This window comes from Pantoea sp. NSTU24, assembly GCF_050157905.1.
Taxonomy (GTDB): Bacteria; Pseudomonadota; Gammaproteobacteria; order Enterobacterales; family Enterobacteriaceae; genus Pantoea.
Window position 1 is genome coordinate 1,349,126 of record NZ_JBKIWZ010000001.1, and the last position, 20,898, is coordinate 1,370,023.

The 20,898-nt window shown below is 56.8% G+C and carries 17 protein-coding genes; 11 read left to right on the forward strand and 6 right to left on the reverse strand.

What is annotated here, in order from left to right; translation table 11 throughout:
* Positions 1-111 precede the first annotated feature (111 nt).
* Entirely contained in the window at positions 112-1,032 is a 921-nt protein-coding gene (locus ACLHDD_RS06595; RefSeq protein WP_427103453.1) for a LysR substrate-binding domain-containing protein, read from the forward strand.
* On the opposite strand, the gene smrA is transcribed toward ACLHDD_RS06595, so the two are convergent.
* The gene (gene smrA, locus ACLHDD_RS06600) at positions 1,029-1,595 is read right to left on the reverse strand and encodes a DNA endonuclease SmrA (protein ID WP_427103454.1); all 567 of its coding nucleotides are present in this window, start codon (positions 1,593-1,595) and stop codon (positions 1,029-1,031) included. The genes ACLHDD_RS06595 and smrA overlap by 4 nt on opposite strands.
* A 315-nt stretch (positions 1,596-1,910) precedes the next feature.
* On the opposite strand from smrA, the gene ACLHDD_RS06605 reads away from it, so the two are divergent.
* Positions 1,911-2,663, forward strand: a complete 753-nt coding sequence (locus ACLHDD_RS06605) for an FNR family transcription factor (RefSeq protein ID WP_427103455.1) — start codon at positions 1,911-1,913, stop codon at positions 2,661-2,663.
* Positions 2,664-2,779: 116 nt separating this feature from the next.
* Positions 2,780-3,736 carry a universal stress protein UspE gene (gene uspE / locus ACLHDD_RS06610; protein WP_427103456.1) on the forward strand — a complete coding sequence of 319 codons (957 nt, stop codon included), beginning with the start codon at positions 2,780-2,782 and terminating at the stop codon, positions 3,734-3,736.
* Between the two features lie 46 nt (positions 3,737-3,782).
* Here the strand turns inward: uspE and pntB are convergent, their stop codons facing one another.
* On the reverse strand, positions 3,783-5,171 hold the full coding sequence (gene pntB / locus ACLHDD_RS06615; protein ID WP_427103457.1) for a Re/Si-specific NAD(P)(+) transhydrogenase subunit beta: 1,389 nt from the start codon (positions 5,169-5,171) through the stop codon (positions 3,783-3,785).
* A gap of 3 nt (positions 5,172-5,174) precedes the next feature.
* Positions 5,175-6,707 carry a Re/Si-specific NAD(P)(+) transhydrogenase subunit alpha gene (gene pntA / locus ACLHDD_RS06620; RefSeq protein ID WP_427103458.1) on the reverse strand — a complete coding sequence of 511 codons (1,533 nt, stop codon included), beginning with the start codon at positions 6,705-6,707 and terminating at the stop codon, positions 5,175-5,177.
* Positions 6,708-7,244: 537 nt separating this feature from the next.
* Here pntA and ydgH point away from each other — a divergent pair.
* The gene (gene ydgH / locus ACLHDD_RS06625) at positions 7,245-8,198 is read left to right on the forward strand and encodes a DUF1471 family protein YdgH (RefSeq protein ID WP_427103459.1); all 954 of its coding nucleotides are present in this window, start codon (positions 7,245-7,247) and stop codon (positions 8,196-8,198) included.
* Positions 8,199-8,403: 205 nt separating this feature from the next.
* On the forward strand, positions 8,404-9,795 hold the full coding sequence (locus ACLHDD_RS06630) for a basic amino acid/polyamine antiporter (protein ID WP_427103460.1): 1,392 nt from the start codon (positions 8,404-8,406) through the stop codon (positions 9,793-9,795).
* Here the strand turns inward: ACLHDD_RS06630 and ACLHDD_RS06635 are convergent.
* Positions 9,792-10,205 carry a hypothetical protein gene (locus ACLHDD_RS06635; protein WP_427103461.1) on the reverse strand — a complete coding sequence of 138 codons (414 nt, stop codon included), beginning with the start codon at positions 10,203-10,205 and terminating at the stop codon, positions 9,792-9,794. The two genes, ACLHDD_RS06630 and ACLHDD_RS06635, sit on opposite strands and share 4 nt — an antisense overlap.
* Positions 10,206-10,383: 178 nt before the next feature.
* On the opposite strand from ACLHDD_RS06635, the gene rstA reads away from it, so the two are divergent.
* From rstA to ACLHDD_RS06660, 5 genes are all read left to right on the forward strand, one after another.
* Positions 10,384-11,109, forward strand: coding sequence for a two-component system response regulator RstA (gene rstA, locus ACLHDD_RS06640; RefSeq protein WP_427105180.1), 726 nt, complete (start codon positions 10,384-10,386; stop codon positions 11,107-11,109).
* Positions 11,106-12,407 (forward strand): two-component system sensor histidine kinase RstB, encoded by a 1,302-nt coding sequence (rstB, locus tag ACLHDD_RS06645; protein ID WP_427103462.1) that lies wholly within the window; start codon positions 11,106-11,108, stop codon positions 12,405-12,407. Before rstA ends, rstB begins: the two co-directional genes overlap by 4 nt.
* A gap of 17 nt (positions 12,408-12,424) precedes the next feature.
* Positions 12,425-13,912: a carboxypeptidase M32 gene (locus tag ACLHDD_RS06650; protein WP_427103463.1), complete on the forward strand. Its 1,488-nt coding sequence runs from the start codon at positions 12,425-12,427 to the stop codon at positions 13,910-13,912.
* A gap of 158 nt (positions 13,913-14,070) precedes the next feature.
* Positions 14,071-14,598 (forward strand): acid resistance repetitive basic protein Asr, encoded by a 528-nt coding sequence (asr, locus tag ACLHDD_RS06655; RefSeq protein ID WP_427103464.1) that lies wholly within the window; start codon positions 14,071-14,073, stop codon positions 14,596-14,598.
* Positions 14,599-14,872: 274 nt separating this feature from the next.
* Positions 14,873-15,682 carry a trypsin-like serine peptidase gene (locus ACLHDD_RS06660; RefSeq protein WP_427103465.1) on the forward strand — a complete coding sequence of 270 codons (810 nt, stop codon included), beginning with the start codon at positions 14,873-14,875 and terminating at the stop codon, positions 15,680-15,682.
* 55 nt (positions 15,683-15,737) lie between these two features.
* On the opposite strand, the gene hrpA is transcribed toward ACLHDD_RS06660, so the two are convergent.
* Positions 15,738-19,640, reverse strand: coding sequence for an ATP-dependent RNA helicase HrpA (gene hrpA / locus ACLHDD_RS06665; RefSeq protein WP_427103466.1), 3,903 nt, complete (start codon positions 19,638-19,640; stop codon positions 15,738-15,740).
* 256 nt (positions 19,641-19,896) lie between these two features.
* Between hrpA and ACLHDD_RS06670 the strand changes: the two genes are divergently transcribed.
* On the forward strand, positions 19,897-20,496 hold the full coding sequence (locus tag ACLHDD_RS06670; RefSeq protein WP_427103467.1) for an FMN-dependent NADH-azoreductase: 600 nt from the start codon (positions 19,897-19,899) through the stop codon (positions 20,494-20,496).
* Positions 20,497-20,548: 52 nt separating this feature from the next.
* On the opposite strand, the gene ACLHDD_RS06675 is transcribed toward ACLHDD_RS06670, so the two are convergent.
* Positions 20,549-20,893, reverse strand: coding sequence for a YdbL family protein (locus tag ACLHDD_RS06675; RefSeq protein ID WP_427103468.1), 345 nt, complete (start codon positions 20,891-20,893; stop codon positions 20,549-20,551).
* Positions 20,894-20,898 lie beyond the last annotated feature (5 nt).

The window sequence follows — 20,898 nt, forward strand, 5'->3', positions numbered from 1 at the left end:
CGTTAAAAGGACCTTTTTTCACTACGTTTGTTAAAATAATTTTGCAGCAAAGTTAACAAAATTCATTTTACACTATTGCCTGAAGACAGTGATTCTCATTAAGTTGAGGCTATGGAAAAAAATATCCTTTTCAATCAGCGCATTCGCTTGCGCCATCTACATACCTTTGTTGCCGTCGCGCAGCAGGGTACCCTTGGCCGGGCGGCAGAGACGCTAAACCTGAGTCAGCCCGCGCTCTCTAAGACACTGAACGAACTGGAGGAGCTGACGGGGGCACGGCTGTTTGAGCGCGGCCGGCTGGGCGCGCAGCTTACCACCATGGGTGAGCAGTTTCTGACTCATGCTGTCCGGGTCCTGGATGCCCTGAATCATGCCGGACAGAGTTTCAATGAACAGCCAGGTGATGCTCCGGTCATTATCCGGCTGGGCGCCCTGACCACGGCAGCGATGGGCATGCTGCCGCCCATCCTTGACCGGTTTCATCAGCTGCAGCCCAATACCACTATTCAGGTGGCAACGCTGCATAACAACGTGTTGCTGGCGGGCCTGCGGGCGGGCGAGTTTGACATCGGCATTGGCCGGATGGCGGACAGCGACATGATGACCGGGCTGACCTATGAACTGCTGTTTCTGGAATCCCTGAAACTGGTCGTCAGGCCGGAGCACCCGCTACTAAGTGACAACGTCACCCTCTCCCGCGCCATGCAGTGGCCAGTGGTGATTTCCCCCGAGGGCACCGCGCCGCGCCGTATCGCGCAGCAGATGCTGGATGAACAGGGTTGCTCCCTGCCTCCCCACTGCATCGAAACGTCATCGACCTCACTGGCACGTCAGCTCGCGCTCCGCTACGACTATATCTGGTTTGTCCCTTCCGGCGCGATTAAAGAAGATCTCAGCCACAATGCCGTCTGTGCCCTGCCCATTAACTCTTCCGGCCCGGGTGAACCGGTCGGCATTATTACCCGTACCGGCGCAGAGCTGAGCCTGAGCGCCGAGGTGTTAATGTCCACCATCCGCAAGTTTCACAGCTAGCGGCTGCGTTTTGCATGCCGCTCGCGGTTTTCAAGCCGCGCTTTATCCGTTTTACGTAAACCCACATAAAGCGCGCCGCCGCCGCCGTGCTGAGTCTGGGCGACGCAGAACGTCTGAACGTCCTCAAACTGCGGTAACCAGCGCGCCAGATAGCTGCGCACGATGTTAGCGTGCGACTCATCATCGCGGCCTTTGCCGTGGATGATCAGCAGATTCCTCAGCCCCTGTTTATGCGCCTGCATCATAAAACTGAACAGCGCCTGACGGCAGGTTTCCACGGGCTGGCGCAGCAGGTTCAGGCTCGCATCCAGCGCATATTCGCCTCTGCGCAGCTTATCCAGAATGCCCTGCTGAATGCCATCGGCCTTGTACTCCAGCGGGGTATTGAGCGGCACGATGTCCAGATAGCCCCGGGTCAGAAAGTTTTCCTGTTCTGACTCACCGGGCGGATGGCGCGGGGCTTTGGTTGAGGGTGACTTGAGCCATAAGGTGGTCGTCGTGTCTTTTAACGGCGTGACATCCCCCATGGCATCCCGAAAGAGATCGTTATCATCAAGGTTCATGGTTTTCTCACACCTGGTTAATATTGAGGAAACAGAAAATCAGGCTTATCGCATTAGCGTAGCAAAATCTGCCTTGACCAGACCACTCTGTCTTTCTGTTCAGAAATCGTGCGCCAGGCGCGTGGAACAGATCACATAATCGGAAAGTTTTCGTGACAGTTTCACGACGGGCGTGCTGCAAAGCCTGCCACATCAGCCTTTAGTAGTTGCAATAACGTCCCTGATCTTTGTGGGTGTAAAACTGCTCGGATGAGTTCCCTTGCGCGCAAAAAATGTTAAAATTGACCTCAGTCAATAATCGTCGAGCAAACCATTATGATCCCTGAAAAACGCAGCATTCGTCGTATTCAGTCAGGCGGTTGTGCCATTCACTGCCAGGATTGCAGCATCAGTCAGCTTTGTATCCCCTTCACGCTAAATGAACACGAGCTGGATCAGCTCGACAACATCATTGAGCGTAAAAAACCGATTCAGAAAGGGCAAACGCTCTTCAAGGCCGGGGATGAACTGAAGTCTCTTTATGCGATTCGCTCCGGCACCATCAAAAGCTACACAATCACCGAACAGGGAGATGAGCAGATTACCGGTTTTCACCTGGCGGGTGATTTAGTGGGTTTTGACGCCATCATGGGGGCCAGTCATCCCAGCTTTGCGCAGGCGCTTGAGACGGCCATGGTTTGCGAAATTCCGTTTGAGACTCTGGATGACCTGTCGGGCAGGATGCCGGCTCTGCGTCAGCAGATGATGCGCCTGATGAGCGGCGAGATTAAAGGCGACCAGGATATGATCCTGCTGCTGTCGAAGAAAAATGCCGAAGAACGGCTTGCTGCGTTTATCTGGAATCTTTCCCGCCGTTTTGGTCAGCGTGGCTTCTCGCAGCGCGAGTTCCGCCTCACCATGACACGCGGAGACATTGGTAATTATCTGGGCCTGACGGTCGAAACGATCAGCCGTCTGCTGGGCCGTTTCCAGAAGTCCGGCATGCTGGCGGTTAAAGGCAAATATATTACGATTGAAAACCACGCGCTGCTGGAAGAGTTAGCCGGCCAGAGCCACCGGGCCGCCTGATCCGCCGCCGGATCAATAAATCTTATTTTGTTGATCCGGCAGTAACTTTTTCACTTCTTCCACTGTGAAACATAGGCTATCTTTATTCCAACGCTCGGGTTTAAGGAGAATGCCTCATGTCTCAGTACCAAAATATTCTGGTCGCTATCGATCCCCAGCAAGACGATCAGCCCGCGCTGCGGCGTGCGGTCTATCTTAATCAGCGGATTGGCGGAAAAATCAAAGCGTTCCTGCCGATTTATGATTTCTCGTATGAGATGACCACCCTGCTTTCACCGGATGAACGCGCCTCAATGCGTCAGGGTGTGATTAGCCAGCGCACGGAATGGATCCGCGAGCAGGCGCACGCCTATCTTGATGCCGGTGTCGACATCGACATTAAAGTCATCTGGCATAACCGTCCTTATGAAGCCATCATTCAGGAAGTCCTCGCCCATCAGCATGATCTGGTGCTTAAAATGGCGCACCAGCACGACCGTCTGGAATCGGTGATTTTTACCCCGACCGACTGGCATCTGCTGCGTAAATGTCCATGCCCGGTCTGGATGGTGAAAGACCAGCCGTGGCCGGAAGGCGGTAAGGCGATTGTTGCCGTTAATCTGGCCAGCGAAGAGCCGCATCACGATGGCCTGAATCAGAAGCTGATCCGGGAAACGATGAAACTGGCGGAAAGGGTGAATCAGACCGAGGTGCATCTGGTAGGCGCCTATCCGGTGACGCCTATCAATATCGCGATTGAACTGCCCGATTTTGATCCCAGCGTTTACAACGACGCCATCCGTGGCCAGCATCTGGTCGCGATGAAGGCGCTGCGCCAGAAGTTCTCAATCAGTGAAGAGTTCACCCACGTCGCGAAAGGCCTGCCGGAAGAAGTAATCCCCGATCTGGCGGCGCATCTGGGTGCAGGTGTGGTCGTGCTGGGCACGATCGGACGCACTGGCCTCTCAGCGGCGTTCCTTGGTAATACCGCAGAGCAGGTGATTGACCATCTGCGCTGCGATTTGCTGGCGTTGAAGCCTGACGACTTTAAATCGCCAATTGACCTGGATGAGGAAGAGGATGAGGAAGATTAACGCCTCTTTATAAGAAAACGGGCGGCTCATCGGCCGCCCGTTTTTATTACAGCGCTTTAAGAATCGCTTCCACGCTGGCTTTGGCATCGCCAAACAGCATCTGACTGTTCTCATTAAAGAAGAGCGGGTTTTGTACCCCGGCATACCCGGTATTCATCGAGCGTTTAAACACCACGACATTCTGCGCTTTCCACACTTCCAGCACCGGCATACCGGCTATCGGGCTGCGCGGATCGTCCTGCGCGGCGGGGTTAACGGTGTCGTTCGCGCCGATGACCAGCACGGTGTCGGTGCTGCTGAAGTCATCGTTGATCTCATCCATCTCCAGCACCACGTCATACGGCACTTTCGCCTCGGCCAGCAATACATTCATGTGGCCCGGCAGACGTCCCGCGACGGGATGAATACCGAAACGCACATTGATGCCCAGCGCCCGCAGGCGGGCGGTGATCTCCGCCACCGGATACTGCGCCTGCGCCACCGCCATGCCGTATCCGGGCGTGATGATCACTGAGCCGGACGTCCTGAGCATTTCTGCGGTTTCTTCAGCGGTAATCTCGCGATACTCCCCCGCTTCCTGCGCATCATCGCCGCTGCTTACCTCGGTTCCAAAGCCACCGGCGATCACGCTGATAAACGAACGGTTCATCGCTTTACACATGATATAGGAGAGGATGGCACCGGATGAGCCGACCAGCGCACCGGTCACAATCAGCAGATCGTTGCTTAGCATAAAACCGGCCGCTGCGGCCGCCCAGCCCGAGTAGGAGTTCAGCATCGAGACCACGACCGGCATATCAGCACCGCCAATCGACGCGACCAGATGCCAGCCAAACGCCAGCGCAATCACCGTCATCAGCAGCAGCGCAAAGACCTGCGCAGCGGGGCTGCCGGTATTCACAAACCAGAGCAGCAGCAGGAGCGACACCACCAGCGCCAGCAGATTCAGCTTATGACGATGGGGTAGCGCCAGTGGCCGGGAGGAGACCTTGCCGCACAGCTTGCCAAAGGCGACCAGTGAGCCGGTGAACGTCACCGCACCGATAAAGATCCCGATAAAGACCTCGCTGAGGTGGATATTTTCCAGCACGGCGGGCAGACCAGGGGCGTGCTCAATATAGCTGTTAATGCCTACCAGTACGGCGGCCAGGCCGACGAAGCTGTGCAGAATGGCCACCAGCTCCGGCATTTCCGTCATTTCGACTTTTTTTGCCAGACGGATACCGATTGCGCCGCCGATGACCATCGCCAGCAGGATCCAGGCAACATGGCCGCTGTCCGGGCCGAAGATGGTCACGACCAGCGCAATCGCCATGCCGCTGATACCAAAAATATTGCCCCGTTTTGCCGTCTCATGTCGCGAAAGACCCGCAAGGCTACAGATGAAAAGAATGGCAGCCGCGATATAGGCTGCAGTGACGAATCCGCCAGACATGGTTTACCCCTTACGAAACATTTTCAGCATGCGCTGGGTGACGGTAAAGCCACCAAAGATATTGATGCTGGCAATCAGCACGGCAATAAAGGCGATAAAGGTGACCCAGCCACCGTGGCCCATCTGTAAAACCGCCCCGATGACGATGATGCCGGAGATAGCATTAGTTACCGACATCAGCGGCGTATGAAGTGCATGACTGACGTTCCAGACCACGTAATAGCCCACCACGCAGGCAAGTGCGAACACGGTAAAGTGCGAGAGGAATTCCACGGGTGCGACGCTGGCCATCCAGCCAGACAGCACAATAGCCAGCGCTATCAGCAGATAGCTGCGCCACGGCGACACGGGCTTCGTTTCAACCGGCGCAGTGGGCTTCGCGGCTGCCGCGTTGGCCTGAGGCGCGGCCGAAACCTGAATCGGCGGTGCCGGCCAGGTGATTTCGCCTTCGCGAACCACTGTCACACCGCGCACGACCACATCGTCGAAATCGATATGAATCTCGCCCGGCGTCTCTTTGCACAGCAGCTTAAGCAGGTTGACCAGGTTGGTCCCATAGAGCTGGGAAGACTGGGTCGGCAGACGGCTGGGCAGATCGGTGTAACCAATGATCTTCACGCCGTTCGGGCTCACAGTCACCTGTTCGGCGACGGTGAGCGCGCAGTTGCCGCCGGTCTGCGCGGCCAGATCGACAATGACACTGCCCGGCTTCATGCTGGCCACCATCTCCGCAGTGATCAGTTCCGGTGCCGGTTTACCGGGGATCAGCGCCGTGGTGACGATGATATCCACCTCTTTCGCCTGGCTGGCAAACAGCGCCATTTCGGCCCGGATAAAGGCCTCCGACATGGCTCTGGCATAGCCATCACCGCTACCCGCCTCCTCTTCGAAATCGAGTTCGAGGAATTCAGCGCCCATGCTCTGCACCTGCTCTTTGACCTCCGGACGGGTGTCGAATGCCCGGACAATCGCGCCCAGGCTGCCCGCCGCGCCAATCGCCGCCAGACCAGCCACACCGGCTCCGATGACCATCACTTTTGCCGGTGGCACTTTGCCAGCTGCCGTGATCTGGCCGGTAAAGAAGCGGCCAAACTCGTGGGCCGCCTCAACGATGCAGCGATAACCGGCGATGTTGGCCATTGAACTCAGGGCATCCAGCGACTGCGCCCGCGAGATGCGCGGCACCGAATCCATCGCCATCACCGTGACCTGACGCGCAGCCAGTTTCTCCAGCAGATCGGGATTCTGGGCAGGCCAGATAAAGCTTACCAGCGTGCTGCCCGCGCGGGTCAGTGCAATCTCTTCATCATCCGGCGCATTGACCTTCAGCACGATATCGGACTGCCAGACCTGCTCTCTGTCTCTGAGTGTGGCACCCGCAGCGAGATAGCTTTCATTATCAAAGCTGGCGCGTTTACCGGCGTCATGCTCAAGCGTGACGCTGAAACCCAGCCTGATCAGTTGTTCGACGGTCTTCGGCGTGGCGGCCACGCGCGACTCGTTTGGCAACCTTTCCTTGGGTATTCCAATTAACATAGTGTTTCCTTTCATCGGTTAAAGGATGATGGCCCGGACCGGCACCGCGTCCGCGCAGCGGGACGGCTGATCCGGCAGGCGGATACAGCGCCTCTGTTTCAAAGTGTTTATAACCTACTGAAAATGTGACAGGCGATCTACCGTCGTCAGGTCGCGTCGTAATATTCACCTGATTATTCAGTGTTGCGCTTAAAACCCGGCGTTATCCCGCTGCAAAATCGTGTCGTGGGCAGATTTCCTGCCACCGATGATGACCTTTGGGCGAACAAGGTGTTATTAAAAACCTTTATTTAACAGTGCATTAAATAAAAAGCTGCTAACCGTTACCGGTTTTACCGGTTAATCCCGGCAGAACTGGCCGTAGCGCACTCAGATGACAATCAAATGAAAAACCGGCAATTGAATAACGCGATGTGAGACAAAAAATCGCTGCGACAGTCCGTTTATAACATGCAATAATCAGCGGCTAATCTGTTATACATCAAGAGTCCAGCACGTTTTCGTACTCATATTTGCGTAAGGCGAAGGATTATTTTTATGAAGCTGAAGAACACTATTCTGGCGTCCACTCTGTTGTCCCTGCTGGCAGCGAATGCATTCGCTGCGCAGGAGTTAACGCCAGAAAAAGCGGCCGCGTTGAAGCCATTCGAACGTATTAATATCACCGGCCGTTTCAACGCAATTGGCGACGCTGCTGATGCGGTGTCGAAGCGTGCAGATCAGATGGGCGCTGCCTCTTTCTACATTCAGGGGATTAACGACAGCAACGGTAACAGCGGTAACTGGCGTGTCACTGCCGACCTCTATAAAGCCGATGCCCCGGCTGCCTCAGATGACAAGACTTATCGTCGCTTTAATGGCGTCAATGAACTGCCAAAAGCGGAAGCCTACCGACTGGAACCCTTTGACACCGTTTCGGTCAGCGGCTTCTTTGCCAGCCAGCCTGATGTTAACGACGCGATCTCAAAAGCGGCAAAGCAGAAAGGTGCAGCCTCTTTCTTTATCGTTCGCCAGATTGATGCCAACAGCGGTGGCAATCAGTACGTAACAGCCTATGTCTACAAAGCCGATGCCAAAGCGCGCGTGGTGCAGACCCCTAACGCCATCCCTGCCAATTCCGAAGCGGGTAAAGCTGCGCTGGCAGCCGGTGGCGCAGCAGCCGCGAACGTCGAGATCCCGGGCGTAGCGTCCTCAGAAACGCCAAGCAATAAAGTGGGGCGTTTCTTTGAAACGCAAAGTTCTACTGGCAAGCGCTACACGGTCAATCTGCCAAACGGCAAATCCGTGCAGGAAGTTAACGCGATTACGGCTGCGCAGATGCAGCCATTTGATACCGTGACCTTTACCGGACACTTTGGCACCCCGACAGAAGTGTCGGAAGAAGTGGCGAAGCGTGCAGCCGACAGAGGAGCGAAGTTCTACCACGTTACCCGTCAGTGGCAGAACCAGAGTGGCGGTAACCTGACCGTGACGGCGGACCTGTTTAAGTAATCCCTTCAGGGCGGCGTCGGCCGCCCTGCTGTTTGCATAATTCCTGCGCTGATTTGCATAGTCACGCATTGCCATACCCTGCCACACTCCGTAAAATCTGCCGCCTGTTTTACCGGACATTGTTTCTGCCAATTGCGGCTGCGCTGCGATAACCCAGTGACGAAAACCGATTTACCCAGCCATATATGCTAGCGGGAAGGTTGTTTTGGAGAAAAAATTAGGTCTCGGTGCGCTGACGGCGCTGGTGCTCAGCTCAATGCTGGGCGCGGGCGTGTTCAGCCTGCCGCAAAATATGGCTGCCGTGGCAGGCCCGGCGGCGCTGCTGCTGGGCTGGTTAATCACCGGCGTCGGCATTATTTTTCTGTCGCTGGCGATGCTGCTGCTGACCCGCCTGAAGCCCGATCTGGACGGCGGGATTTTTACCTATGCCCGTGCCGGATTTGGCGAACTGATGGGTTTCTGTTCCGCCTGGGGTTACTGGCTCTGCGCCGTGATCGCCAACGTCTCCTATCTGGTGATCGTTTTCTCCGCCCTGAGCTTCTTCACTGACACACCAGACAGGGTAATCTTCGGTGACGGTAATACCTGGCAGGCCATGCTGGGCGCCTCGGTGCTGCTGTGGCTGGTTCACTGGCTGGTGCTGCGCGGCGTACAGACCGCGGCCAGCATCAACCTGATGGCGACGCTGGGCAAGCTGGTACCGCTGCTGCTGTTTATCGTACTGGCGGTGATGGCGTTCAACTATGATCGCTTCCGCTTTGATTTTTCCGGCGTGACGCTTGGACAGCCGCTGTGGGAGCAGATCAAGCAGACCATGCTGATTACTCTCTGGGTCTTTATCGGGGTCGAGGGTGCGGTAGTCGTTTCTGCCCGCGCACGGCAGAAAAAGGACGTGGGCCGCGCCACGCTGCTGGCCGTACTGGCCGCCCTGCTTGTCTATCTGCTGGTCACGCTGCTGTCGCTGGGCGTTGTGCCACGCGCGGAGCTGGCCGGGATGCGCAACCCTTCGATGGCCGGATTAATGACCCGACTGATGGGCAACTGGGGCGATGCGGTAATTGCGGCAGGCCTGATCGTTTCGGTGTGCGGTGCCTATCTGAGCTGGACGATTATGGCTGCTGAAGTGCCGCTGATTGCGGCGCAACAGGGCGCCTTTCCGCGCAGCATTGCCCGCCAGAACCGCCATAACGCCCCGGCCGCCTCGCTGTGGCTGACCAACGGCAGCATCCAGTTCTGCCTGATTCTGATCGCGCTGACCGGGGCCGACTATAACAACCTGCTGACCATCGCGTCTGAAATGATCCTGGTGCCTTATCTGCTGGTGGGCTTATACCTGATCAAGGTCGTCTACGGGCAGCGCAGACCACTGGCGCTGGCAACGGGTATCGGCGCAAGTCTGTATGGTATCTGGCTACTCTACGCGTCGGGGCCGCTGCACCTGATGATGTCTGTGGTACTTTACACGCCCGGTCTGCTGCTGTTTCTGTTTGCCCGTCGTGGTGGCCGCGCAGAGATTGCGCTGACCACGCTGGAGCGGATTGCGATGGGATTACTGATTGCGGCAACGCTGCCCGCTGTGTGGCAGCTGACGACTTAGTGTGAATGCAGAGGAATTGAGACGCACAGCAGGTCATCCTGCTGTGTGAGATTCAGCGGTTTCGCATATTCATGATGAATCGCATCCAGCTGTTCCGCTGCAAGCGGGTATGGCAGCTGAATATCGAAGCGGCTGATGCGCTGTTGTTCCGCCAGCGTAATCAGGCGCGCGATGTTGATTTCGTCGCTGACCTGAGTAGAAATGATTTGTAATGCTAATTCTTTTAACGGGTCGTCACTGCCCTGCAGGCGGTGAGCCGATTTCCGTGTCACCATGCCAAATATCGGCATCACACCATAAATAGCATCAACGAAGCTCCAGCGTTTTTTGCAGGAAGCGGAAAGAAAGTCGCTGTAATTGAAGCAGATGCGGTCAGGGTATATGGCTGATGCCAGCTCTTTATCAGACACACTAACGCTCCTCATGGTAATCATCACTATCCCAAATCTGGCACGGAAAGGCCGCGCTAATGATTACACATTTTGCCGGTTATATACCAGTAAGCTACGGATATTTCGTGCGATAACGTAGAGCTCAGGACCAGGAAAAGATATGCTTTCGCCTACCCCTGTCTTTGCTTTGTTAACTATGAACAAAATTGTTTATGTAGAAGATGAACCCGAAGTGGGTTCGCTGATTGCCGCCTATCTGGGCCGTCACGACATTGAAGTGATTGTTGAAACCCGCGGAGATCGTGCTGAAGCAGTGATCGCTGAGCAGCAGCCCGATCTGGTAATGCTGGATATCATGCTGCCGGGTAAAGATGGTATGACCATCTGTCGGGATCTGCGGGCAAACTGGCAGGGCCCTATCGTGTTACTCACCTCGCTGGACAGTGACATGAACCATATCCTGGCACTGGAGATGGGCGCGCAGGATTACATCCTGAAAACGACCCCACCTGCGGTGCTGCTTGCCCGTCTGCGCCTGCATCTGCGTCAGTCATCTCAGGCCCAGCCCGAGGAGACGCTTAGCGCACCGGCAGCCAACCGGATGCTGCGCTTTGGCTCGCTGACAATTGATGCCCTGAATCGTCAGGTCACGCTGTTTGATGAGCAGATTGCGCTGTCGACCGCAGATTTTGATCTGCTATGGGTGCTCGCCAGCCATGCGGGACAGACACTTAACCGCGATGCGCTGCTGAAAACCCTGCGGGGTGTCAGCTATGACGGGCTCGACCGCAGCATCGACGTCGCCATCTCGCGCCTGCGTAAAAAACTGCACGATAGCGCCACTGAACCGTTCCGCATCAAGACTATCCGTAACAAAGGTTATCTGTTTGCTCCACAGGCCTGGGATACCCGCGCACGATGAGAAAACTCTTTATTCAGTTCTATCTGCTGCTGTTCGTCTGTTTTCTGGTGATGGCGCTGCTGGTGGGGCTGGTTTACAAATTCACCGCGGAACGTGCGGGCCGTCAGTCGATGAATGACCTGATGGCCAGCTCGCTCTATCTCATCCGCAGCGAACTGCGTGAGATTCCGCCGCGCGACTGGAACAAGACCATCAAGAGTCTCGACCTCGGTCTGTCGTTCGACCTGCACATCGAACCGATGAGCAAATTCCAGCTTGATGAGGGCAATATGCGCCGGTTGCGGGCCGGAGAGATTGTGGCGCTCGACGATCAGTATACCTTCCTGCAGCATATTCCCCGCAGCCACTATGTCTTATCGGTCGGACCGATTCCCTATCTCTTTTATCTGCATCAGATGCGTCTGCTGGACATTGCCCTGCTGTTCTTTATCGGCATGTCACTGGCCCTGCCGGTGTTTATCTGGCTGCGGCCTCACTGGCAGGAGATGCAGCGACTGGAAAAAGCCGCGCAGCGTTTTGGCCGTGGCGAGCTGGATGTCCGCACCCATTTTGACAGTACCTCCAGCCTGTTCCGGCTCGGCATCGCGTTTAACCAGATGGCTGAGAATATTCACACCCTGGTCGCCAGCAAGAAGCAGCTGATAGATGGCATCGCACATGAACTGCGTACCCCACTGGTCCGCCTGCGTTACCGGCTGGAGATGAGCGACAACTTGACAGAGGGCGAACGGGTGGCGCTGAATCGTGATATCGGCCAGCTGGAAAGTCTGATCGAAGAGCTGCTGACCTATGCGCGCCTTGATCGTCCTCGCGTCGACCTTAATCTGACATCGCAGGATTTGGCCAGCTGGCTACGTGAACGGCTTGATGACTTCCGCACCATCAATCCGGCGATGCAGCTCGATCTCGAACTGCCGCAGCGCGAAAACATCGGCGTCTCCGATACCCGCCTGATGGAGCGGGTGCTGGATAACCTGGTCAACAACGCCCTGCGCTATGCCCGGCAGCGGCTGCGCGTCAGTTTATGGTTCGACGGCCAGACCGGCTGTCTGCAGGTCGAAGATGATGGGCCGGGCATTCCACCTGAAGAGCGCGAGCGGGTGTTTGAACCCTTTGTCCGGCTCGATCCCAGCCGTGACCGGGCCACTGGTGGCTGCGGCCTCGGTCTGGCGATCGTGCACTCTATCGCTCAGGCACTGGGCGGCAGCGTCATGATTGAATCCAGCCCGCTGGGTGGTGCCAGCGTTCGCTTTTGCTGGCCGGTTGATTTAACCTTGCGGGATATTCCGCTGCGATAAAACACAAGGAGTCCTGCGTGACCTCAGCGTATCAGCACCTTACTGCAACTTTTCAGCGTCTCTCCCGTTTCAGCCATGTCACCGCCATTGCCGGTTGTGACATGCAGACCACCATGCCGCCGGGCGGCAGTCAGGCGCGGGGCGAAGCGCTGGCCGAAATGAGTGTCCTGCAGCATCAGATCCTGACCGCTCCGCAGGTGGGAGAATGGATTCGAGCTGCTGAACAGCAGTCTCTGAACGACGTCGAGCGCGCCAACCTCCATGAGATGCAGCGTGCTTATCAGCAGGCCACCCTGCTGCCAGATGACTTCGTTGAAGCGAAGTCGATCGCCGGATCGGTCTGCGAACACGCCTGGCGCACGCAGCGTCCGGCCAACGACTGGCAGGGCTTCGCCACTAACCTCAAAGCGGTCGTGCGGCTGAGCCGTGAAGAGGCGCAGCGGCGTGCCGACGCCAGTGGCGCTTCGCGTTACGATGCGCTGCTGGATCTCTACGAGCCGGGGATGACCCGCGCCCGGCTGGATGCGACCTTTGGCGAACTGAAAACCTGGTTGCCCGACCTGCTGCAAAAGGTGGTGACAAAACAGGCGCAGCAGCCTGTGAGCGTTCCGCAGGGGCCGTTCGCCGTGCCAGCCCAGCGCCAGCTCGGTCTGAGCATCATGAAGACGCTGGGCTTTGACTTTAATCATGGCCGGCTGGATATCAGTGCGCACCCCTTCTGCGGAGGCGTGCCGGAAGATGTGCGCATCACCACCCGCTATAACGAGGCGGAGTTCCTCAGCGCCATGATGGGCGTAATACATGAAACCGGTCACGCCCGCTACGAGCAGAATCTGCCGCAGCAGTGGCGCGGTCAGCCGGTTGCGCTGGCGCGGTCCACCGCGATCCATGAGTCCCAGAGCCTGTTTATGGAAATGCAACTCGGCCGCAGCCGTGAATTTCTGCAGCGTATTCTGCCACAGGTGACAGCCACCTTTGGCGATCAGCCCGCCCTGCAGGCGGATAACTTTGTACGCCTGACCCAGCGTGTTGAGCCTGGCCTGATCCGGGTTGACGCCGATGAGCTGAGCTACCCGGCCCATGTCATTCTGCGCTATGAGATCGAGCAGGCGCTGATTGAGGGCGACATTGAGGTTGAAGATATTCCGGCGCTCTGGGATGAGAAGATGATGCAGTCGCTGGGGCTGGACACCCGCGGTAATTATCGCGACGGTTGCATGCAGGATATTCACTGGACCGACGGCGCTTTTGGCTACTTCCCGACCTACACGCTGGGCGCGATGTACGCTGCACAGCTGTTCCGGGCGGTAAAACAGGCCATTCCTCAGCTCAGTGAGCTGATTCAGCACGGTGAACTGCAGCCGGTCTTCGACTGGCTGCAACAGAATATCTGGCAGCACGGCAGCCGTTTCTCTACCGATCAGCTGCTTGTCAATGCCACCGGCGAAGCGCTTAATCCGGCGTTCTTCCGCCAGCATCTTGAGCAGCGTTACCTGCATAACTGAGTGTCCGGGCGGCCAGCAGGCCGCCCCTTCCCCCTTTGTACAATCGGTTACACGCCGATACCAAACACCCACGGACACCGCGCATTGCTTTCCCTATAGTCTCTTCACCGGCCCCGCAGTGGGCTACACATGAAAAAATAGTCTTCGAGGGATTTGCAATGAAAAAATTATTTGCACTGGTTGTCGCCGCTGCTATGGGTATGTCTTCTGTTGCTTTCGCTGCTGACACCACAGCTGCGCCAGCTGCTGCTGCGCCAGCTGCTGCTGCGCCAGCCGCAACAACCACGACCACTACCGCGGCTGCACCGGCTAAAACCGTTCACAAAACTGCGCACAAGAAACACCATAAAGCTGCGCAGAAAGCCCAGGCGGCTAAGAAACACCACAAAAAAGCGGTGAAGAAAGATGCTGCTCAGAAAGCGCAGGCGGCTAAGAAAGTTCACCACAAGAAAGCGGCTGCACAGAAAGCTCAGGCCGCTAAAAAAGTACACCACAAGAAAGCCACTCAGCCAGCCGCTCAGAAAGCCCAGGCTGCTAAAAAAGTTCACCACAAAAAAGTAGCCGCACAGAAAGCGCAGGCTGCTAAAAAAATGCACCACAAAAAAGCGGTAAAACCAGCTCAGAAAGCTCAGGCCGCTAAAAAAGTTCACCACAAAAAAGTTGTGAAATCAGCTGCTAAAAACTAAGGTCGTCTTCAGCGCACGGCCACGCGATAATAATTAAAACACCCGGTTCTGCCGGGTGTTTCTTTACTGAGGTGGAAAAAATGGTGCGTCGCTATCGCTTCGAAATTATTCTGCTGATTATGATTCTGTGTGGCATTATTGCAGCAAGCTTTTTTATTTGATCGCTGTAGCGTACTGATTAACCAATAAAACTCCCTTTTTCAACGCTCACCGACTATAGTTACCGTATCTGCGGAATAACAATAACGTTACTTTTCTCGCCATTGAGATTTCTATGCGCCTGGCTACCCTGTTAATGGTTGGACTTTTCAGCTTTGCCACTACTGTTCATGCCGATGATAACGATGACTCACCGACGCCTGCTGAGATTAAAATGCTGTTCTTCGGCAAGGACCATCGTCAGGCTATTACCGATATTACCGCTGCACCCTGGGATGCGATTGGTCAGCTGGAAACCGAAAGCGGTAACCTCTGCACGGCGACGCTCATCTCGCCCCATCTGGCGCTGACAGCCGGACACTGCCTGCTCGCCCCGCCTGGAAAATTTGATAAGCCTGTGGCGCTGCGCTTTATGGCCAGTGATAAAGGCTGGCGCTACGAGCTGCATGATATCGACGCGCGGGTTGAACCCTCGCTGGCGTCAAAGTTAAAGGCGGATGGCGAAGGCTGGATCGTGCCAAGCAGCGCGGCACCTTATGATTACGGCATTGTGATCCTGCGGAATCCGCCATCCGCGATTACACCGATTCCTCTGTTCGACGGTTCACGCAGCGATCTCACAGCCGCGCTGAAACTGACCGGCCGCAAAGTGACCCAGGCAGGCTATCCGGCCGATCATCTCGATACGCTTTACTCCCACAGTAACTGCCTGATTACCGGCTGGGCGCAGCGCGCCGTGCTCTCGCATCAGTGCGATACGCTGCCGGGCGACAGCGGTTCTCCGCTGCTGCTGAACAGCGACAATGGCTGGCAGTTAATTGCGGTTCAGAGCTCGGCACCGGCCGCAAAAGATCGCTATCTGGCGGACAACCGCGCGATAGCCGTCACTTCGTTCAAAGATAAGCTGGAATCGCTGGCGCAGTAAGCTGGCCAGACCCTTTTGTCCGGGGCGCGCCGTTTACCGCGCGCCCCGCCTCCCCTCAGTTTGCGATCTGCTCCATCGTCTGCAGAATCCGTTTATCGGAAATGGGGTATGGCGTGCCCAGCTGCTGAGCAAAATAGCTGATGCGCAGCTCCTCAATCATCCAGCGGATATTCTGCACCTCTTCATCATCCTGACGCTGCGGCGGCAGTTTATTCCGCCATGCCTGATAAGCCTGCTCCACCGCCTGCACTTTTAACATACGTGCGCGATCGCTGTGCGGGTCGGCCGGCAGTTTTTCCAGACGGCGCTCAATCCCATGCAGATAACGCAGCGTATCTGCCAGCCGCTGCCAGCCGTTTCCGGTGACAAAGCCGCGATAGACCAGCCCGCTCATCTGCGCCTTGATGTCGGAGAGCGCCAGCGCCATCGTCATATCGACCCGCCCTTTGAGACGCTTGTTGATGTTGAAGACGGCCGTCAGGATCTGCTCAACCTGACTGGCGATGGTGACCACGGTTTCATTGAGTTCACCGCGCACTTTGTCACGCAGCTGCTCAAAACTGGCCTGTTCCCAGGCCGGGCCGCCCGCATCCGCCATCAGCTTATCAATGCCACAGGCGATGCAGTCGTCGATCAGCTCCAGGACTTTGCCGTAGGGGTTGAAGTAAAGGCCGAGCTTGGCTTTATTAGGCAACTTTTCGTGCAGATATTTCACCGGCGACGGCACATTAAGCAGCAGCAGGCGACGCTGACCGCGCCACATCATTTTCTGCTGTTCCTGCTCGCTATCAAACAGGCGGATCGCCACGCTCTCTTTCTCATCAACCAGCGCCGGCCAGGCTTTTACCTGATAACTGCCGCGCTTCTGCTCGTAGCTGCGGGGCAGCTCGCCAAAGCTCCAGATATGCAGTCCGCTCTGCTCCAGGCCATCATCGGCCACTTTCGACAGCGTTTCCTGCACTTTGCCTTTCAGCTGTGCCTTAAGCGCGGTGAGATCTTTGCCTTCCAGCAGTTTGCGGTTGTGCTCATCCACGACCCTGAAGGTCATTTTCAGATGATCGGGCACCTGTTCCCACTGCCAGTCTTCGCGGTCCAGCGTGACGCCGGTCATGCGGCGGAACTCGCGCGCCAGCGCATCGGCCAGCGGCATCTCCATCGCCGTGACCCTGCCCAGGAACGCCTCTGCATAGTTTGGTGCCGGCACCAGATGGCGGCGCAGCGGTTTGGGTAGCGACTTGATCAGCGCGATAATCAGCTCACGGCGAATGCCGGGGATCTGCCACTCAAAACCGGCGTCCTCTACCTGATTCAGCAGCGGCAGCGGAATATGGACCGTCACACCATCCGCATCGGCACCTGGCTCAAACTGATAGCTCAGCTTCAGTTTCAGGTTGCCCTGATGCCAGAAATTGGGATAGTCGAGCTGGCTGACGCTGTTCGCCCCCTCTTTCATCAGCATCTGCCTGTCGAAGTTCAGCAGCTCCGCATTTTCGCGGCTGGCCTGTTTCCACCAGCTGTCGAAATGTTTCGCTGACACCACCTCTTTGCCAATGCGCTGATCGTAAAACGCAAACAGCGTTTCATCATCCACCAGAATGTCGCGACGACGGGACTTGTGCTCCAGATCCTCCACTTCGCTGCGCAGCTTCTGATTGGCCCGGAAAAAGGCGTGACGGGTCTGCCAGTCGCCCTCCACCAGCGCGTGACGGATAAACAGTTCACGGCTCAGCACCGGATCGATACGGCCAAAGTTCACTTTGCGCGCGGCCACAATCGGCAGCCCGTAGAGCGTGACCTTTTCAGAAGCCATCACCGCACCCTGCGATTTCTCCCAGTGCGGCTCGCTGTAGCTGCGTTTGATCAGATGCTGCGCCAGCGGCTCAATCCACTCCGGTTCGATCCGGCCTGCGGTGCGGCCCCACAGGCGGCTGGTTTCCACCAGCTCCGCAACCATCGTCCATTTCGGCGGCTTCTTAAACAGCCCGGAACCGGGAAAAATGGCGAAACGGGTGTTGCGCGCGCCGGTATACTCCTGCTTATCGCTGTCTTTCTGGCCGATATGCGACAGCAGTCCGCTCAGCAGCGCGCAGTGAACAGGTTGCAGTTCCGCCGGTTCGCTGTTGACCGGGATCCCCAGCTCACGCACCACCTGGCGCAGTTGCGTATAGATGTCCTGCCACTCCCTGACGCGCAGGTAGTTAAGGAAGTCGCTTTTGCACTGACGGCGGAAGAGATTACCGGACAGCGCTTTCTGCTGCTCCGCCAGATAGTTCCAGAGGTTCACATAGGCCAGGAAGTCAGAATCTTTATCGGCAAAGCGGCGATGCTTCTCATCGGAAGCCTGCTTCTTTTCTGCCGGACGCTCGCGCGGATCCTGAATCGACAGGCCCGCAGTGATAATCATCACTTCGCGCACACAGCCATATTTCTGCGCTTCCAGTACCATCCGCGCCAGACGGGGGTCGACCGGCAGCTGCGACAACTGACGCCCGGAGCCGGTAAGCTTATAGTGGCCGGTTTCTTCGTTGAGCGTCAGGGCGCCCAGCTCTTCCAGCAGACGGACGCCGTCCTGAATGTTGCGCTTATCAGGCGCTTCCACAAACGGGAAGGCTGCAATATCACCCAGTCCCAGCGAGGTCATCTGCAGGATTACCGACGCCAGATTGGTGCGCAGAATTTCAGGATCGGTAAATGCCGGACGACTCAGGAAATCATCTTCCGCATAGAGACGGATACAGATGCCGTCTGAAACACGGCCACAGCGTCCTTTTCGCTGATTAGCCGAAGCCTGGGAGATCGGTTCAATGGGCAGGCGCTGCACCTTGGTGCGGAAGCTGTAGCGGCTGATGCGCGCCGTGCCGGGGTCGATCACATATTTGATGCCGGGCACCGTCAGCGAGGTCTCGGCGACGTTGGTCGCCAGCACAATACGTCGGCCGCTGTGCGACTGGAACACCCGGTTCTGTTCGGCGTTCGACAGGCGGGCATAGAGCGGCAGCACCTCGGTGTGCGGCAGGTCGCGCTTATTCAGCGCATCGGCGGTGTCACGGATTTCGCGTTCGCCGCTCATGAAAATCAGGATGTCGCCATGGCTCTCACGCCCCAGCTCATCCACCGCATCGAAAATCGCCTGCAGCTGGTCACGATCGCCATCATCCGCCTCGTCAACCACTGGCCGATAGCGCACCTCGACCGGATAGGTCCGGCCCGATACTTCGATCACTGGCGCATGATTAAAGTGACGCGAAAAACGCTGCGGATCGATGGTCGCAGAAGTGATGATGACTTTCAGGTCAGGACGGCGTGGCAGTAGCTCACGCAGATAACCGAGCAGGAAATCGATATTCAGGCTGCGCTCGTGCGCTTCATCGATGATGATGGTGTCATACTGCATCAGCAGGCGGTCCTGCTGGATCTCGGCCAGCAGAATACCGTCGGTCATAAGCTTGACCTGTGTCAGATCGCTGACCTGGTCGTTAAAGCGCACTTTATAGCCGACACAGCCGCCCAGCGAGGTGCCCAGCTCATCGGCAATGCGGTTCGCCACGGTACGCGCCGCCAGACGACGTGGCTGCGTGTGGCCAATCAGACCAGTAACGCCGCGCCCCAGCGCCAGACAGATTTTCGGCAGCTGGGTGGTTTTGCCTGAGCCGGTTTCACCGGCCACAATCACCACCTGGTGATCGCGAATCGCCTCAGCGATATCCTGCTGCTTCTGGCTGACCGGCAGGTTATCCGGAAACGTGATGGCTGGGGTGGCAGCTCGCCGCTGTGCCACCCGCTGACCGGCGGCAATAAATTCCTGCTCCAGCTCCTGCGCAATGCCCTGCTGTGCTTCAGGGTTTTTTACTTTTCGGGCCCCCTGCAGACGGCGCTGCAGACGCTGACGATCGCGCAGCATCAGGCCGTCGAGCTGTGACCAGAGCGCTGCCAGTGGGGAGATCTCGGAAGATGACATAATAGTGACATACCTTACTCAGACAGTGCCGCAGCGTAAAACCGCGTCCTGCAAGCCGGGATAACCAGCTGAATCGATGAAATAATTGCGCGAATCATAGCACATTCCGGAACGTTCCGGCGGCCGGGCACGGTGACGCTTATTCAATAAATTCGAACATAGCTCTCGAAATATTGCGCTTTCACCGCGCCAGCGATAACCGTAGAGTGTAACCCATTGAGCGGAAAGTCTTCCGCGTAACAGACAGGAAATTACCATGAGCAAAGTTTTAGTTCTGAAATCAAGCATCCTTGCAGGTTACTCACAGTCAAGCCAGCTTGCTGACTTCTACGCTGAACAGGCGAAGGCGCAGGGTAAAGAAGTGACCATTCGTGACCTGGCCGCTAACCCGATTCCGGTTCTGGATGGTGAGTTAGTGGGTGCGATGCGTCCTTCCGAAACGCCGCTCTCTTCCCGTCAGCAGGACGCACTGAACCTTTCTGATGAACTGATTGCAGAACTGCAGGCGCATGACGAAGTGGTGATTGCCGCGCCAATGTATAACTTCAACATTCCGACCCAGCTGAAAAACTACTTTGACCTGATCGCCCGTGCTGGCGTGACTTTCCGCTACACCGAAGCTGGCCCGGAAGGCCTGGTGACAGGCAAAAAGGCTGTGGTCATCTCCAGCCGTGGCGGCATCCATAAAGATACCCCGTCTGACCTGCTGACCCCTTACGTGAAGCTGTTCCTGGGCTTTATCGGCATCACCGACGTCGAATTCGTCTTCGCTGAAGGTATCGCTTACGGTCCTGAAGTGGCCACTAAAGCCACCGCAGAAGCCAAAGACGCTATCGCACAGATCGTTACTGCGTAACCTCTCCTCTCAGGATGACACAGTAAAAAACCGGGCCTCGCGCCCGGTTTTTTTATGGCGATATGTCGCTGTCGATCTCTTTTTTTAGCCACTGTCCGTTGATGCCGCGAACATATTCGCCCACAGCTGCACGGCTCACCAGCTTCTGCCCGGCGATCCCCGCCACATCGGCTACCGAAAGATGATGCTGGTCCGCCAGTCGCTGGTACTGTTGCTGACGCCCGGCATTGATGCGCTGTACCAGCGCCAGGGTTTCAGGATCCTGCGCCCGGGCGGCCAGATAGCCGGAGAGCGTTTCCCCCACCCGACCCGATTGCCGCGCCTGGTCCAGCGTCAGCGCCCAGGCAGGCTGCGCCATCGTCAGGGCGAGTAAAAGCGCCACGCTCATGCGTTTCATCGTTG

Coding starts and splice junctions, on each gene's coding strand:
- asr (WP_427103464.1), top strand. CDS start 14,071: ATGAAAAAATTATTTGCACTGGTTGTCGCCGCTGCTATGGGTATGTCT.
- pntB (WP_427103457.1), bottom strand. CDS start 5,171: ATGTCTGGCGGATTCGTCACTGCAGCCTATATCGCGGCTGCCATTCTT.
- smrA (WP_427103454.1), bottom strand. CDS start 1,595: ATGAACCTTGATGATAACGATCTCTTTCGGGATGCCATGGGGGATGTC.
- ydgH (WP_427103459.1), top strand. CDS start 7,245: ATGAAGCTGAAGAACACTATTCTGGCGTCCACTCTGTTGTCCCTGCTG.
- rstB (WP_427103462.1), top strand. CDS start 11,106: ATGAGAAAACTCTTTATTCAGTTCTATCTGCTGCTGTTCGTCTGTTTT.
- pntA (WP_427103458.1), bottom strand. CDS start 6,707: ATGTTAATTGGAATACCCAAGGAAAGGTTGCCAAACGAGTCGCGCGTG.
- hrpA (WP_427103466.1), bottom strand. CDS start 19,640: ATGTCATCTTCCGAGATCTCCCCACTGGCAGCGCTCTGGTCACAGCTC.
- ACLHDD_RS06670 (WP_427103467.1), top strand. CDS start 19,897: ATGAGCAAAGTTTTAGTTCTGAAATCAAGCATCCTTGCAGGTTACTCA.
- ACLHDD_RS06660 (WP_427103465.1), top strand. CDS start 14,873: ATGCGCCTGGCTACCCTGTTAATGGTTGGACTTTTCAGCTTTGCCACT.
- ACLHDD_RS06595 (WP_427103453.1), top strand. CDS start 112: ATGGAAAAAAATATCCTTTTCAATCAGCGCATTCGCTTGCGCCATCTA.
- uspE (WP_427103456.1), top strand. CDS start 2,780: ATGTCTCAGTACCAAAATATTCTGGTCGCTATCGATCCCCAGCAAGAC.
- ACLHDD_RS06675 (WP_427103468.1), bottom strand. CDS start 20,893: ATGAAACGCATGAGCGTGGCGCTTTTACTCGCCCTGACGATGGCGCAG.
- ACLHDD_RS06605 (WP_427103455.1), top strand. CDS start 1,911: ATGATCCCTGAAAAACGCAGCATTCGTCGTATTCAGTCAGGCGGTTGT.
- rstA (WP_427105180.1), top strand. CDS start 10,384: ATGAACAAAATTGTTTATGTAGAAGATGAACCCGAAGTGGGTTCGCTG.